The following is a 12,608-nucleotide window of genomic DNA, read 5'->3' as shown; positions in this document are numbered from 1 at the left end:
TGCACGATCTTGAAGGGATCGGCACCGCAGGCGAGTGCGGCAAACTGCACGTCGGCCATGATGGGCATCGAGTAGTTCTTCTCGTGCGCCCGACCAATCCACTGGTTCTTGTCCATGGTGGTGATGCAGCCGGTATCAATCCCAAGCATCACGTCGGCCTTGGCCTCTTCCTGGGCGACCTTGATCTTGCGATCAATGGTGAAGCTGCGGGTGAACTCGCGCTCGGAAATGATGTGCCGAAAGCCAAAGCCGCAGCAGTCATACCAGGTGGAGTAGTCGATCAGCTGGGCGCCGAGCGCCTGGGCCATGGAACTGCCGACTGCGGTGCGGTTGCCGCCGAGGATATTGGGATCATAGATGGCATCTTCATGCACCATCTTGTAGTAGTGGCAGGCGGCATGCATGGTGACGCGGATGTTGGAGACGTCAATCGTCTGCATCTCGCTTGCTATGCGGTTGCGCATGACGTGCAGCCACTCGGAGTAGTGCACCACTTCCTCAGGGATGACGAGCTTGCCGTCCACCAGCCGCCCGAGCTTGCCGAGGATCTTGGTGACCTTCTCGCGCAGTTCGGCGGATTCCACCAGATACTTGCGGATCTCCTTGTAGTTGCCGAAGGAGGTGCCGCAGTGCACCAGGGGATAGTAGTGGCCGAGCTCATGGCCGTGCTGCTTGCCCGACACATAGGCCTGGTGGAAGTTGCGCAGGAACACGGCGGCCAGACTCTCGACGTTGCCGATGCCGGAACCATGATAGTTCCAGGCGGTGCAACTGGTCTGGTCGGTCTCGTCGAGATAATCCAGGCCGAGATTGTTCATGAACCACAGGAGACTGGTGGGGTAGCCCGGGATGTTGCCGCACTGGCCACAGCTCTTGTGGTGCCAGAGGTTGTTGGTGGGAATACGCTTCTCCCAGCCAAACAGGGTATTGACCACCTGCGGCTGGTGCTGGTCGGTGATGCGGTGGACGATGATCTCGCCTTCCTTCTCCAGCTCCCACATGTGCTCGCGCACGTCATCCATGCGCTCGCCCAGATCCACCGTGCGCCGGTCCACGTGCTTGCGCACCCAGGCCGTCGCCGCTTCGGCTTCCTGCGCATTCAGATTCGTCGCCTGGAAAAACGCTCCGTGACCCGCAATCCCCTGGTCGGTTTGTTTGGTATCATTCGCCATTGGATGTCTCCTCGTGTGTTGCGCCATTGATATGCTCCCAAGTGCGCCTCACCCTGTTGCCGGGAGCGCCTTTTCAAGCAAGTAACCAGTCACAATAGACTAAAGTCTTAGACAATTCCATCCGCCATAAGGTCCCCCTCAGTCCGCGCAGCGCATGCATTGTACGTCGTAGCGCTCGATCCAGGCCTGCAGCGCTTCCAGGGCAACAGCGCCAGTATGCATGGCATCGAAGGCGTGGGGGGCGTCGTCCGGACGCAGCCTGGCGACCCAGGCATCGGTGTAAGGCGCAATATTGACCAGATTGGGTGCTTCCAGCAATTCGGTGTTCACCGCGACCACCGTCCCGGAAAAAGGCGTCGGCACGCCGCCCGCCCATTTGCCGCTTTCCAGCGTGGCCACGTGGCGCCCGGCATCGAGATGGGCCCCCACCTTCTTCACGCGGATTCTCTGTACCCGGCCGGCCATGGTCTGTGCCGGGTCGGTGATGCCAAGCGTTACCAGACCGTCCTCCTCGGGACGCGCCCAGACATAATCCAGATCGTAGAAAAGATCCTCGGGCAACTCACAGCCACGTACCTCACTCATTCGCCCCCCGCTCCTGCATTGGCAAACCCGCTTTACAGGGCTTAGCCTATGCGCGCAGAACAGCATCCGCCTTGATCTGGATCAAGGCAGCCGTTCCCGCCAAGGCATACTCTTTACCGGCAGTTTCACAGGACATCGGAGAAAACATGACCATCGATACCCAACTGATCAAGGCCAGCGCCGCCCTGATCGCACCGCTCGGCACCCAGGTGACCGATTATTTCTACAACACCATGTTCACGGACTATCCGCAGGTGCGGCGCATGTTCCCGGACGACATGGGCGCCCAGAAGGAACGCCTGTTCCAGTCGCTCGTCTATATCGCCAGCAACATCGACAACACTGAAGCCCTGGTGCCTTATCTACAGGATCTTGGTATCGGCCATATCAAGCTCGACACCCGTCCCGAGCATTACCCCATCGTCGGCCAGAGCCTGATGAAGACCCTTGAGCACTTCGCAGGCGATGCCTGGACGCCGGAGATGGCAGCCGCCTGGACCGAGGCCTACAACCTGGCCGCCCAGGTCATGGTCGATGCCGCCGCCAAGGCCATGGCGCCGGAACGGTTCGAGCCGCTGAAAGTTTCCTGAGCATCGAGGCGCGGCGCGGCGCTGAGCCGCGCTGAGCCGCGCCCGCCCTCAAGTGAGATCAAGATGTCCTATCAGATCATTGTGGAACCCAGCGGTCTGCGTTTCACGGCCGAGCCCGGCCAAAGCGTATTGGAAGCTGCCCTGGCGCAAGACGTTCCGCTGAAACACGGCTGCGCCAGCGGCTCCTGCGGCGACTGCAAGGGAAAGATCCTGGAAGGGGATGGACAGCAGGGCGCATTTCTACCCCTGTTGCTGAGTCCGGAAGAGCGTGCCGCCGGGGCCGCCATCCTGTGCAAATTCAAGCCGGAAAGCGACCTGCGCATCCAGGCCGAACTGACGCGCGCGGAGCACTGGCAGGCCGGGATCGTCGCGCTCGAACCCCTGGCTGCCGATGTCATGGGCTTGTGGCTCAAACCCGATCGCGCATTCCCATTTATCCCCGGCCAATATCTGCGCGTGGAGGTACCGGGGCATGCTGGCGTATGGCGTTCCTACTCCCTGGCACACCGGCCACGAACGGACGGATTGGTCGGACTACAGATCCGGCGCGCGCCGAATGGTCTTTTCAGTACCCAGCTTTTCGGGCAATTGAAAGCGGGTGATCAGCTCACGCTCAGCGCCGCCCAAGGCGAGTTTCGGCTACATCCCGACAGCCCGCGCGACATCCTGTGCATTGCCGCCGGCACGGGGCTGGCACCGATTGAAGCCATCCTGGAAGAGGCCTTCGCCCGCAATCTCGACCGCCGCATTCATCTCTTTTTCGGGGCCAAGCGGGAACGGGATCTATACCATGTGCAAAAGCTGGAAGCCTGGGCCCGGGAGCACCCCAACTTTACCTTCACGCCCACGGTATCCGACCCCGAAGACAGCCACTGGGCCGGCGCCAGGCGCCTGTTGCCAACGGTAATGCAGCATGGCCCCTGGCAGGATCACGAGGTCTATCTCTGCGGCTCGCCGGGCATGATCGAGGCGGCCCTGGAACTGTTGCGTTCCCATCACAGCAACATGGATCAAATGCACTTCGACGCCTTCACCCCGAACTGAAACTCAGCGATGGTTATCGCGCCAGCGTCGCAGTGCCGCTGCATCAGGCAAGCGGATATGCTGGCCCTCGAGATCAATGAGATTCTGCTCACGCAAGCCAGTCAGCACCCGTGAGAAGGTCTCGGGCTTGATGCCGAGCCTTGAGGCAATCACGTGCTTCTGGGCCGGCAGGAGAACTTCACTACCCGCTCCTGCTTCGCCGGCAAGTTCCAGCAGGTAACCCGCCACTCGCTGCCCGGCGCTCTCCAGGCTCAGAGCGCGCACGTCGTTGACGAGCTGATGCAGACGCATGCTGATGCTCGCGAGCATTTTCATAGCGAGATTGTTGTTGCTCCTGAGGGCGCGCACAAACTCCGTATTATCGATGCGAATCAGCCGGGCCGGGCTCAGGGCCGCGGCATGCACCGGATAGCGCCCACCAAGGAAGACCACCGCCTCGGCGAAGGTCTCGCCGGCCTGGATGAGTTCGATCACCTTCTCGTTGCCCTCAGCCGAGAGCTTGTAGAGCCGCATGCTGCCCTCGATCACGACATAGAAGGCCTGGGCCGGTTCGCCCTCGGCGAAGAGCTGTTCGCCGGCCTGCAGGCTCAGGGCACTGGCCGAGTCCAGCAACTGCCCCAGCTCCTGTGGCCCGAGGCTGGAAAACAGGGGCGCCTTGCGCAGTAGCTGTAGATCAATATCCTTGAGCATCGAAACTTCCCTCGCGATTCCAAGTACCCCAGGCTGCAAGATCCTGCGTGGACGGGCGGCGGATGGCAGATGGGCAATCAAGCAGTGACAATCATGAGCATCCTGTGACATGGACAGGGAGGACTCATGAACGAGATCTTTCGCAAATTCGCCCATACCACTTCGGAAAGAATGGGGTCGCCATGGGCTTTCGTGATGGCAGTGTCCGTCATCATGGTCTGGGCCATTACCGGGCCCGTCTTTCACTTTTCCGACACCTGGCAGCTCATCATCAACACCGGCACGACCATCGTAACCTTTCTGATGGTATTTCTCATCCAGAATACCCAGAACCGCGATGCCGTGGCGGTGCACCTGAAACTCGACGAGCTGCTGCGGGCCATGGAAGGCGCACGCACGGGCCTCGTGGACCTGGAGGACATGACGGACGAGGAGTTGAAATGTCTGCGCGACGAGTTCAGCCGCCTGCGTGAACGCTACTCGCCCCTGATCGCCGATGATATCGAAGCGGTGGAAAAGGAGTTGAGCGAACGCGGCACCCGGACTGGCAGGAATGGGTCCGGCACTACGAAAACCGGCGATGCTGCTCGCTAGACAGGCAATCACCGGCTGACCGGTGTCAGCGTGCCTCGCGCACTTGGTCAAGCACCTGCTGGAGCTCCTCGTCCCAGCGCAGGTCGGGAGTTGAGCCTGGCTGCGCTGTCAAGCTGAGCCCAGGCACAAACCAGCGTGTCCTGGCCAGGCCCGCGGATTTCGACTATCTGAAAAGCAGGTTGATGCAGTCCATAGAGGCCAGAGCAGGCGACCAGGGGAGCCGCTGGCCAGGAAGGAAAGGGTCCATTACAATCCTTGCCAGAATCCGGTTTTTCCCGGGCAACTCGCGCCCGGCCTCGATTTCCCCGCAGCAAACTGGCAATGAAACGACAGGCTGATTGTTGAAACACTTGGTAATGCACTCGCGCAGGCCCGCGCCGGAGAAACTGGATCTCATGTCTTGGAGCAGGGCATGACGCCGATGAGCAATTTCGGCGTCCTTGCACGCCTGGGCAGACAATGCCATCAGTGGACCGATGCGCTGACCTACTATGCCCTGCTGGGTTTTTTCGGCCTGCTGTGCCTGAGCTGGAGCATGCTGGCTTCGATACTGTATCCGTTGCTGCCCCGGCGCTGGGGCATCCCGCTCGGCCGCTTCATGATTCACTGGATTTTCCGACTCTTTGTGAGCGCCATGCACGCTAGCGGCAGGATTCGCTGTGATCTCGATGTCCTGAATGAACTGCGTGATAAACCCGGTCTGTTGATTGCCGCCAATCATCCCGGCCTTTTGGATGCCGTGCTCATGGTGGCCTATCTGCCACAGGTGGCCTGCATCATGAAAGCGGAAATCTGGGACAACCTGTTCCTGGGCGGTGGCGCACGGCTGGCGGGCTATCTGCGCAATGATTCACCGCTCACGCTCGTGCGTCAGGGGGCGCAGAAGCTCCGGGACGGCGAGCAGCTTCTGGTTTTCCCCGAGGGATCCCGCACCCGCGACTGGCCGGCCAGCCGCTGCAAAAAAGGCTTTGCGCTGATGGCAGCCAAAAGCCATGCCCCAATCCAGCTGGTCTACATCGAAAGCAATCAGCGCTTTCTGGGTCACGGCTGGCCGCTGCTGCGCCGCCCTGATTTCCCCCTGCACTTTCGCGTGCGCCTGGGCCCCTGCCTCGTAGCGGGCAAAGTGGATGACACCCTGCGCGAGGTCGAAAACAGTTTTCGCAAGGCGCTTTCATGAGCCAGCAGAATGCCCCGGTTTGGCGCGGGCTGGTATTGATCCCGAGCTACAACAGCGGCACCAGGCTGCTGGACACGGTCAAGTCGGCGCGGGCGCAGTGGACGCCAGTCTGGGTGGTGATCGACGGCAGCACCGATGATTCCGCCGAACGACTGGCGCGGCTGGCCAGCCAGGATCCGGATCTGCGCGTGCTGCGGCGGGCCATCAATGGCGGCAAGGGGGCAGCGGTGCGCGATGGCGTACAGGCGGCACTGGCGGCGGGTTTCACGCACGTGCTGACCATGGATGCCGACGGCCAGCATCCCAGTGAAGCCATTCCGGAATTCATGCGGCTTTCCCGGGAAAGTCCCGATGCACTGGTGCTGGGCGTCCCCCAGTTTGGCGCCGAGGCACCGGCCCTGCGTGTGGCCGGCCGGCGGCTCTCCAACGGTATGGCGCGGCTGCAGACCGCCGGCGCCCTGCAGGGTGACGTACTGTTTGGCTTTCGCGTCTATCCCGCTGCGGCCCTGGCCCGGGCCTTCACGGAAAGTCCCGGCATGCTGGGTTTCGATTTCGATCCCGAAGCCGTGGTGCGCCTGGTCTGGAAGGGGCACCCGGTCATCAACCGCCCGGCCCTGGTACGCTATTTCCGCCCCGACGAGGGCGGGGTTTCCCACTTTCATTACGGACGCGACAACCTGCGCCTGATCCGCATGCATACGCGTCTCCTGTTGGGAGGCCTGCTGCGGCGCATCTTCCGCCGCTGACGGACAGCCAGAGACCGCCCTCACCGCTGGTAGCCCTGGACCACTTCCCGCTCACCCGCAAGTTCACTGCCGCCCCAAGCTTTATGCCCACTCCGTTTGACCTGGATCAAGGCGTGCACCACTGGATGTCCCTACACTGAATACGCAGGCCCGACAGCCGCCGACTTGTCGGCAATAGTTGCAGATTACATTAACTAATGTATAATTATCCTTAACAGACTGCCCCAAGCCGGGCAAAAGGAGCCAAGATGATCTTTCGGCAACTGTTTGATCCCAAGACCTCTACCCTCACCTACCTGCTCGGCGACGAGCAAACCCGCCAGGCGGTGCTCATCGATACGGTGCTGGAGCAGGTGGACCGTGACCTGGCAGTACTCCGGGAGCTTGATTTAAAGCTGGCCTATACCCTGGAAACCCACATCCACGCCGATCACGTTTCCGGCGCCCAGCGCCTGCGCGATCTGACCGGCTGCCGGATCACCGTGCCCGATCCGACCAAGCTGGACTGTGCCGACCTGCTGGTACGCGAGGGCGAGCCCTTGCAGCTCGGGCAACTGCGCATCGAGCCTTTGCACACGCCGGGCCACACGGATGTGGACTATTGCTATCTGGTCAATGATAGGGTCTTCACCGGCGATACGCTCTTGATCGATGGCTGCGGGCGCACGGACTTTCAGAGCGGCGAGGCTGAGGCCCTGTACCAGTCCGTGCATGACAAGCTCTTCACCCTGCCGGGCGAAACCCTGGTCTATCCCGGCCATGACTACAACAATCGCCGGGTATCGAGCATCGAGCAGGAGCGCCTGCGCAATCCGCGCCTGGGCGGCGGCAAGACCCAGGCGGAATTCGTCGCCATCATGGATGCACTGGGTCTGCCCCGCCCGGCACAGATGGATCATGCCGTGCCCGCCAATCTCGGCTGCGGCCGGGCCGGCGCAAGTGACTGATAAGGCCGCTGGATATGGCAAACAGCCGATTTGCGTTGTTCTCTGAAGTGTTCGCAGCGCTTGCTCACCCCAAGCGCCTGGAAATCATTCACATCCTGGGCCGGGGCGAGCACAGCGCCGGCCAGTTGGTCGAGCTGACCGGCCTGTCCAAGGCCAATGTGTCTCAGCATCTCAATGTGCTCAAGGCGCGCGGACTGGTGCATTGCGAGAAGTGTGGCACCTTCTGCCACTACACCCTGACCACGCCCAAGGTGCTGGAAGCCTGCGAGCTGATGCGTCAGGTCATCGTCGAACAGATGGAAGGCTTCACCGAGTCACGCCGGGCCTTGGCTGAGGTGCTGTCCTTCCCCGAAGACCAGAAGGATCGGGCATGAAGGCGGCCCTCCCGCACGCCGAGCTATCTCACGGCATCCGCAGTAATCTCTCGCAGTTCCTGCACCAGCTCTTTCAGGTCTTCCTGGTGGGCCTGACCATCGGCATGATGCGCAACGTGGTACCCGCGCTGGCAACCAGCGAATTCGGCGTTCCGCAGGGATCCTTTACGCTGCTGGCAGCCTTCGTGGTGGCGTTTGGCTTTGTGAAGGGCACGATGAACTTCGTCGCCGGGCGGCTTTCGGAGCGGCTGGGGCGGCGCAAGGTGCTGCTCATCGGCTGGCTGACGGCGCTGCCCATCCCCTTTCTCATCCTCTACGGCCCGAGCTGGAACTGGATCGTGGCGGCCACCGTGCTGCTCGGCATCAATCAGGGCCTGACCTGGTCGATGGCGCTGACCGCCAAGCTCGATCTCACCCGCCCGGAGCAGAAGGGCCTGGTCAACGGTCTCAACGAGTTCTCCGGTTATTTTGCCGTGGCGGTGGCCGGCGTTGTCACGGGTTATCTCGCCAGCGGCATGGGCGCGCGCCAGGGACTTTTCGTCTTTGGCGCTGTCGTGATCCTGCTGGCCATTGTGCTGGTGCTACTTTGGGTGCGCGACACCCTGCCCTGGGCCAAGGCCGAAAGCGCCCGCTTTGCCGCGGGTACCGCAACGGGACCACGGGCTCGCTTCCCGCAAAACATCAGTGCCAAACCCTCCACCTGGGAGGTCTTCACGCTCATGTCCTGGCGGGATCGGCGCATGTTTGCCTTGTGTCAGGCGGGGCTGGTCGAGAAGTTCACCGATGCCCTGGTCTGGGTGTTTTATCCCGTATTCCTGCACAACCAGGGCCTGAGCCTGCCGCAAGTCGGCTGGGTGGTGGGCGTCTACGGCACGGTCTGGGGCGCCTCGCAGCTCGTCACCGGCCCCCTCTCCGACCGCATCGGTCGTCAGAAACCTATCGTCGCCGGCATGCTGCTCTGCGGCATCGGCGTGGGTCTGATGCTGATGGGATCGGGCATGCTCTGGTGGTCTTTTTCGGCCGCGATCACCGGCTTTGGCATGGCCCTGCTCTACCCCACCCTGGGCGCTTCCGTGGCCGATATCGCGCACCCTGACTGGCGTGGCTCGGCGCTGGGCATCTACCGCTTCTGGCGCGATTTGGGCTATGGCTTCGGCGCCCTGGGGCTGGGTATCGCCGCCCAGTGGAGCGGGCAGATCAACGCAGCCTTCTGGTTCGTGGCCATCAGCATGATCCTGTCCGGACTGCTGCTGGCCTGGCTGGGCGAGGAAACCCATCCGCGCCTGAATCCGGCTGACACGGAAAAGGAAAACCCATGCGAAACGCTCTGATTATCTTGCATAGTGCTCCAGAAAGCGGTGACGGGCGGGCCCTGACCGCCGTACGCCTGGCCGGCGCCATGCTGGCCGATGGCAAGGAGGTCACGCTGTTTCTGGTGGAAAGCGGCCTGCAACTGGCGAACACCGAAAACATTACGGACAGCCCCGCCAAAGCCTTGTTCTCCGAGTTGGTCGAGGCAGGCATGGCAGTCCATGTCTGCGGCAAATCCATGCGCGATATCGGTTGGACGGAGGAAAACCTCCCCAGCGGCGTAAGCAAGAGTTCCATGAAGATGCTCAGCACCTTGCTCAGCGCGGCCGACGAACTTGTTTCATTCTAAAAGGGAATGTTCATGAAATCATGCAAAGCAGTTCTGGCCGCCGGCGCGTTCGGCATGCTTGTCTCTCTTTCGCCGAACAGCCAGGGTGCGGAAAATCCGGCTATCAAAACCATGGCGGACTATCTCGCCTTCGTCGACTACGGCGGTGGCACCATCGGGCCCGAACAGATCCCCGCGGCGGACTGGAAACGCTTCCATGTCGTCGACACGCGGGATGCAGCCCAGTACGCCAAAGGCCACATTCCGGATGCCGTGAACATCGAATGGCGGCAAGTACTGGAGCGGCGCGAAGAACTCCCCGGCGACAAGCCCATCCTGCTCTATTGCAATACCGGTTCGCTCTCCGCCCAGGCGGGATTCGCCTTGCGCGTCGCGGGCATGGACAATGTGCAGATGCTTCAGGGCGGCTATGAAGGCTGGAAGGCCAAGGGCGGCTTTGATGCACACCAACGGGCGAGTAAGAACCAGCCATGATGAGACGCTACGACAGCTATCTGGAACGCCTGGAAAACAGCATTCCGCATCTTTCGGCGGCGGAAGCTCAACAATCTGCGTATCACGGAGCCGTGCTGATCGACGTGCGCGAGCCGGATGAATTCGCTGCCGCACATATCCCCGGCGCCATCAACCTGCCCCGCTTCCGGCTGGAATCACGCATTGAGGAAGTGGTCCCCGACCCGCAAGCCAGGATCATTGTCTACTGCGGCAGCCGGGGCCGCTCGACCATTGCCGCCGCCACCCTGCGGGAGATGGGCTGGGATGCCGCCGTCCTCCGGGGCGGCCTGCAGGCCTGGGAAGCGGCGGGATTGCCTGTGAAGGTTGAGCCCTCCCTGTGAATGCTGCAGGCCGGAAGGCTTAGGCGAGGAGGCGGTTGCCCGGCTTGCACGCACCTTATTATTCCATTATTATGGAATTATGGAAATTAATAACGCTATCACTGCCCTTGGTGCCCTGGCTCAGGAAAACCGCCTGGCGATCTTCCGTCTGCTGGTCCAGGCAGGCCCGACAGGGCTGCCCGCCGGCCAGATCGGCGAACAACTGGGCATTCCGCCGGCCACACTATCCTTTCATCTGAGCCAGCTCAGCCATGCCGGCTTGTTGCAGTCCAGCCGTCAGGGACGCTCGATCATTTATGTGGCCGACTATGCGGCGATGAATGCCCTGCTCGGCTTTCTCACCGAGAACTGCTGTGCTGGCCAGCCGAGCTGCTGTCCGCCCGCCCCCGTCTGCACCACCGAGGAGCCTGTATGAAACGCCTGCACATTCATCTTTCCGTCGCCAATCTGGATGAAAGCATCCAGTTCTACTCCCGCCTGTTCGCCGCCGCGCCGACCGTGCACAAGACCGATTACGCCAAGTGGATGCTGGATGACCCACGCGTCAACTTCGCCGTTTCCACCCGCAGCGCCCAGAAGGGTCTCGATCATCTTGGCATTCAGGCCGAGGATGAGGCGGAACTCCAGGATCTCTATGGCCGGCTGGCCGGCATCGAGGCGCCGAAGGTCGAGCAGGGCGCCACGACCTGCTGCTACGCAAGTTCCGAGAAAACCTGGGTGATCGACCCGCAGGGGCTTGCCTGGGAGACCTATCACACCATGGCGCAGGCCGCTACCTTCGGCGGTGAGGCAGCCGCCGTGAACGGGCCGACTGCCGCCAGCAGCGCCTGCTGTGCCCCCCAGCCAAAAGTGGTCAAGATCAGCATGCCGGCAAAATCCGCCTGCTGCGCCCCCAAACCCAGCCAGGAAAACGCATGAAAAAACTGAATCTGCTGTTTCTTTGCACCGGCAATTCCTGCCGCAGCCAGATGGCCGAAGGCTGGGCCAGACATCTCGGTGCTGATAATTTTTTTGTGGAATCAGCCGGCATCGAGGCCCATGGCAAGAATCCACGGGCGATTGCGGTGATGCGTGAGGCCGGGGTGGATATCTCGGATCAGGAGAGCACGCGGGTCACGGAGGAAATGCTCCAGCGCGCTGATGTCGTGGTGACGGTCTGCGGACATGCCGACGAGCATTGTCCGGTGCTGCCGGCGGGCATCAAGAAGATTCACTGGCCCCTTAGCGATCCCGCCAGGGCCACTGGCACGGAAGACGAGATCATGGCGCAGTTTCGCGCCACCCGCGATGAGGTCAGGACACGGGTGGAAGGACTCTTGAAGGATTTGCGCGATTCGCGCTGAATACCAGAAGATCCATCCGCGGGGAAGCGCCAGGGCACTCCCCGCGAAACAAGTCAGCCCTGCACGGAAACGTCACACAGTGCGCGCAGTTCTTCCGGGGCATTCTCCGGGCACTCGCCACACTTCTGGTTGCCGGGCACGGCCATGTCCATCTTTTTGGGATAGGGCAGGTTGAGGTTCGCCATGATCCGGATGAACTCCTCCAGGGTCTTGCCGCCACCCAGACGCGGGTTGCGCTCACGCTCCTGGATCACTGATGAGACATGGCGGTGATTGTAATCATGCGCGGGATAGACCAGGGTGTCGTCCGGCAGACTGAAGATCTTGTCATGCACGGAGCGATACAGCGTGGTCGAGTCGCCGCTCTGGAAATCGGTGCGGCCACAGGCATCGATCAAGAGCGCATCGCCCGTGAATACCCGGCTTATGCCATCCTGGATCAATAGATAGCTGTGATGAGTATCGGTGTGCCCCGGCGTAAACAAAGGCTGGAAGGTCAGAGAGCCGACACTCAGCGGCCGGTCCTCCGCCACGCCGAAATCGGTGCAGGGCAGGACTCGCGATCTGCGAGCTCACCACGTGCTTGAGCTTGCGCGCCGAGGTCAGGTGGTCGGCGTGGATGTGGGTGTCCAGGGTATAGGCGAGTTTCAGCCCCAATTCCTGCAGAACCAGCAGGTCTCGCTCCAGCGAATCGAGTACCGGATCCAGCAGCACGGCCTGCCCGGTTTCCTCGCAGGCGAAAAGATAGGTGTAAGTGCTCGATTCCTGTTCATAGAGCTGGCGAAAAATCATCATCTCCTCCGGATTTTGGGCATTATTGAAAATTAGTCCGAGAACCGCCCCGCCGGTT

Annotated in this window: 19 protein-coding genes; 15 read left to right on the top strand and 4 right to left on the bottom strand. The window is 61.6% G+C overall.

All coding sequences use genetic code 11. The annotated features are described in order from the left end of the window. A partial coding sequence (locus WOB96_RS13540) for a heterodisulfide reductase-related iron-sulfur binding cluster (protein WP_341371832.1) occupies positions 1-1,172 on the bottom strand: 1,172 nt, incomplete at its 3' end. Positions 1,173-1,310: 138 nt separating this feature from the next. Beyond that, positions 1,311-1,757: a biotin/lipoyl attachment domain-containing protein gene (locus tag WOB96_RS13535; RefSeq protein WP_341371831.1), complete on the bottom strand. Its 447-nt coding sequence runs from the start codon at positions 1,755-1,757 to the stop codon at positions 1,311-1,313. Positions 1,758-1,903: 146 nt separating this feature from the next. Between WOB96_RS13535 and WOB96_RS13530 the strand changes: the two genes are divergently transcribed. Next, the gene (locus WOB96_RS13530; protein ID WP_341371830.1) at positions 1,904-2,347 is read left to right on the top strand and encodes a globin domain-containing protein; all 444 of its coding nucleotides are present in this window, start codon (positions 1,904-1,906) and stop codon (positions 2,345-2,347) included. 63 nt (positions 2,348-2,410) lie between these two features. Beyond that, positions 2,411-3,391, top strand: coding sequence for a 2Fe-2S iron-sulfur cluster-binding protein (locus WOB96_RS13525; RefSeq protein ID WP_341371829.1), 981 nt, complete (start codon positions 2,411-2,413; stop codon positions 3,389-3,391). 3 nt (positions 3,392-3,394) lie between these two features. Here WOB96_RS13525 and WOB96_RS13520 read toward each other — a convergent pair whose 3' ends face one another. Continuing rightward, positions 3,395-4,081, bottom strand: coding sequence for a Crp/Fnr family transcriptional regulator (locus WOB96_RS13520; protein ID WP_341371828.1), 687 nt, complete (start codon positions 4,079-4,081; stop codon positions 3,395-3,397). Between the two features lie 126 nt (positions 4,082-4,207). Between WOB96_RS13520 and WOB96_RS13515 the strand changes: the two genes are divergently transcribed. The 12 genes from WOB96_RS13515 (at position 4,208) to arsC (ending at position 11,758) form a co-directional block, all read left to right on the top strand. Next, positions 4,208-4,675: a low affinity iron permease family protein gene (locus WOB96_RS13515; RefSeq protein ID WP_341371827.1), complete on the top strand. Its 468-nt coding sequence runs from the start codon at positions 4,208-4,210 to the stop codon at positions 4,673-4,675. Positions 4,676-5,087: 412 nt separating this feature from the next. Next, entirely contained in the window at positions 5,088-5,852 is a 765-nt protein-coding gene (locus WOB96_RS13510; protein ID WP_341371826.1) for a lysophospholipid acyltransferase family protein, read from the top strand. After that, positions 5,849-6,598, top strand: a complete 750-nt coding sequence (locus tag WOB96_RS13505; RefSeq protein WP_341371825.1) for a glycosyltransferase family 2 protein — start codon at positions 5,849-5,851, stop codon at positions 6,596-6,598. The genes WOB96_RS13510 and WOB96_RS13505 overlap by 4 nt, the downstream gene beginning before the upstream one ends. 248 nt (positions 6,599-6,846) lie before the next feature. Next, positions 6,847-7,545: an MBL fold metallo-hydrolase gene (locus tag WOB96_RS13500; protein ID WP_341371824.1), complete on the top strand. Its 699-nt coding sequence runs from the start codon at positions 6,847-6,849 to the stop codon at positions 7,543-7,545. A 14-nt stretch (positions 7,546-7,559) separates the two neighbouring features. Further along, positions 7,560-7,919 carry an ArsR/SmtB family transcription factor gene (locus tag WOB96_RS13495; RefSeq protein ID WP_341371823.1) on the top strand — a complete coding sequence of 120 codons (360 nt, stop codon included), beginning with the start codon at positions 7,560-7,562 and terminating at the stop codon, positions 7,917-7,919. Further along, entirely contained in the window at positions 7,916-9,250 is a 1,335-nt protein-coding gene (locus WOB96_RS13490; protein ID WP_341371822.1) for an MFS transporter, read from the top strand. Before WOB96_RS13495 ends, WOB96_RS13490 begins: the two co-directional genes overlap by 4 nt. Next, complete coding sequence (locus WOB96_RS13485; protein WP_341371821.1) at positions 9,235-9,579, top strand: DsrE family protein; 345 nt, start codon at positions 9,235-9,237, stop codon at positions 9,577-9,579. The genes WOB96_RS13490 and WOB96_RS13485 overlap by 16 nt, the downstream gene beginning before the upstream one ends. Before the next feature lie 12 nt (positions 9,580-9,591). Continuing rightward, positions 9,592-10,053, top strand: a complete 462-nt coding sequence (locus WOB96_RS13480; RefSeq protein WP_341371820.1) for a rhodanese-like domain-containing protein — start codon at positions 9,592-9,594, stop codon at positions 10,051-10,053. Further along, positions 10,050-10,415, top strand: coding sequence for a rhodanese-like domain-containing protein (locus WOB96_RS13475; RefSeq protein ID WP_341371819.1), 366 nt, complete (start codon positions 10,050-10,052; stop codon positions 10,413-10,415). The genes WOB96_RS13480 and WOB96_RS13475 overlap by 4 nt, the downstream gene beginning before the upstream one ends. 79 nt (positions 10,416-10,494) lie before the next feature. Continuing rightward, positions 10,495-10,830 carry an ArsR/SmtB family transcription factor gene (locus WOB96_RS13470; protein ID WP_341371818.1) on the top strand — a complete coding sequence of 112 codons (336 nt, stop codon included), beginning with the start codon at positions 10,495-10,497 and terminating at the stop codon, positions 10,828-10,830. After that, positions 10,827-11,333 carry an ArsI/CadI family heavy metal resistance metalloenzyme gene (locus WOB96_RS13465; RefSeq protein WP_341371817.1) on the top strand — a complete coding sequence of 169 codons (507 nt, stop codon included), beginning with the start codon at positions 10,827-10,829 and terminating at the stop codon, positions 11,331-11,333. Before WOB96_RS13470 ends, WOB96_RS13465 begins: the two co-directional genes overlap by 4 nt. After that, positions 11,330-11,758, top strand: a complete 429-nt coding sequence (gene arsC, locus WOB96_RS13460) for an arsenate reductase (thioredoxin) (RefSeq protein ID WP_341371816.1) — start codon at positions 11,330-11,332, stop codon at positions 11,756-11,758. Before WOB96_RS13465 ends, arsC begins: the two co-directional genes overlap by 4 nt. A 53-nt stretch (positions 11,759-11,811) precedes the next feature. On the opposite strand, the gene WOB96_RS13455 is transcribed toward arsC, so the two are convergent. Continuing rightward, positions 11,812-12,291: an MBL fold metallo-hydrolase gene (locus WOB96_RS13455; protein ID WP_341371815.1), complete on the bottom strand. Its 480-nt coding sequence runs from the start codon at positions 12,289-12,291 to the stop codon at positions 11,812-11,814. Positions 12,292-12,337: 46 nt separating this feature from the next. On the opposite strand from WOB96_RS13455, the gene WOB96_RS13450 reads away from it, so the two are divergent. Further along, a complete protein-coding gene (locus WOB96_RS13450; protein ID WP_341371814.1) occupies positions 12,338-12,586 on the top strand; it encodes a hypothetical protein in 249 nt (82 codons plus the stop codon). Positions 12,587-12,608: the final 22 nt, after the last annotated feature.

The organism is Thermithiobacillus plumbiphilus (genome assembly GCF_038070005.1).
Taxonomy (GTDB): domain Bacteria; phylum Pseudomonadota; class Gammaproteobacteria; order Acidithiobacillales; family Thermithiobacillaceae; genus JBBPCO01.
Note: the sequence above shows the minus strand (reverse complement) of the source record. Positions and strands in the feature narration are given on the sequence as shown.

Excerpts from the sequence above, each read along its gene's own strand:
- WOB96_RS13465 (WP_341371817.1), top strand. The coding sequence starts at position 10,827 with ATGAAACGCCTGCACATTCATCTTTCCGTCGCCAATCTGGATGAAAGC.
- WOB96_RS13490 (WP_341371822.1), top strand. The coding sequence starts at position 7,916 with ATGAAGGCGGCCCTCCCGCACGCCGAGCTATCTCACGGCATCCGCAGT.
- WOB96_RS13535 (WP_341371831.1), bottom strand. The coding sequence starts at position 1,757 with ATGAGTGAGGTACGTGGCTGTGAGTTGCCCGAGGATCTTTTCTACGAT.
- WOB96_RS13530 (WP_341371830.1), top strand. The coding sequence starts at position 1,904 with ATGACCATCGATACCCAACTGATCAAGGCCAGCGCCGCCCTGATCGCA.
- WOB96_RS13500 (WP_341371824.1), top strand. The coding sequence starts at position 6,847 with ATGATCTTTCGGCAACTGTTTGATCCCAAGACCTCTACCCTCACCTAC.
- arsC (WP_341371816.1), top strand. The coding sequence starts at position 11,330 with ATGAAAAAACTGAATCTGCTGTTTCTTTGCACCGGCAATTCCTGCCGC.
- WOB96_RS13470 (WP_341371818.1), top strand. The coding sequence starts at position 10,495 with ATGGAAATTAATAACGCTATCACTGCCCTTGGTGCCCTGGCTCAGGAA.
- WOB96_RS13495 (WP_341371823.1), top strand. The coding sequence starts at position 7,560 with ATGGCAAACAGCCGATTTGCGTTGTTCTCTGAAGTGTTCGCAGCGCTT.
- WOB96_RS13505 (WP_341371825.1), top strand. The coding sequence starts at position 5,849 with ATGAGCCAGCAGAATGCCCCGGTTTGGCGCGGGCTGGTATTGATCCCG.
- WOB96_RS13525 (WP_341371829.1), top strand. The coding sequence starts at position 2,411 with ATGTCCTATCAGATCATTGTGGAACCCAGCGGTCTGCGTTTCACGGCC.
- WOB96_RS13475 (WP_341371819.1), top strand. The coding sequence starts at position 10,050 with ATGATGAGACGCTACGACAGCTATCTGGAACGCCTGGAAAACAGCATT.
- WOB96_RS13510 (WP_341371826.1), top strand. The coding sequence starts at position 5,088 with ATGACGCCGATGAGCAATTTCGGCGTCCTTGCACGCCTGGGCAGACAA.
- WOB96_RS13515 (WP_341371827.1), top strand. The coding sequence starts at position 4,208 with ATGAACGAGATCTTTCGCAAATTCGCCCATACCACTTCGGAAAGAATG.
- WOB96_RS13520 (WP_341371828.1), bottom strand. The coding sequence starts at position 4,081 with ATGCTCAAGGATATTGATCTACAGCTACTGCGCAAGGCGCCCCTGTTT.
- WOB96_RS13480 (WP_341371820.1), top strand. The coding sequence starts at position 9,592 with ATGAAATCATGCAAAGCAGTTCTGGCCGCCGGCGCGTTCGGCATGCTT.
- WOB96_RS13485 (WP_341371821.1), top strand. The coding sequence starts at position 9,235 with ATGCGAAACGCTCTGATTATCTTGCATAGTGCTCCAGAAAGCGGTGAC.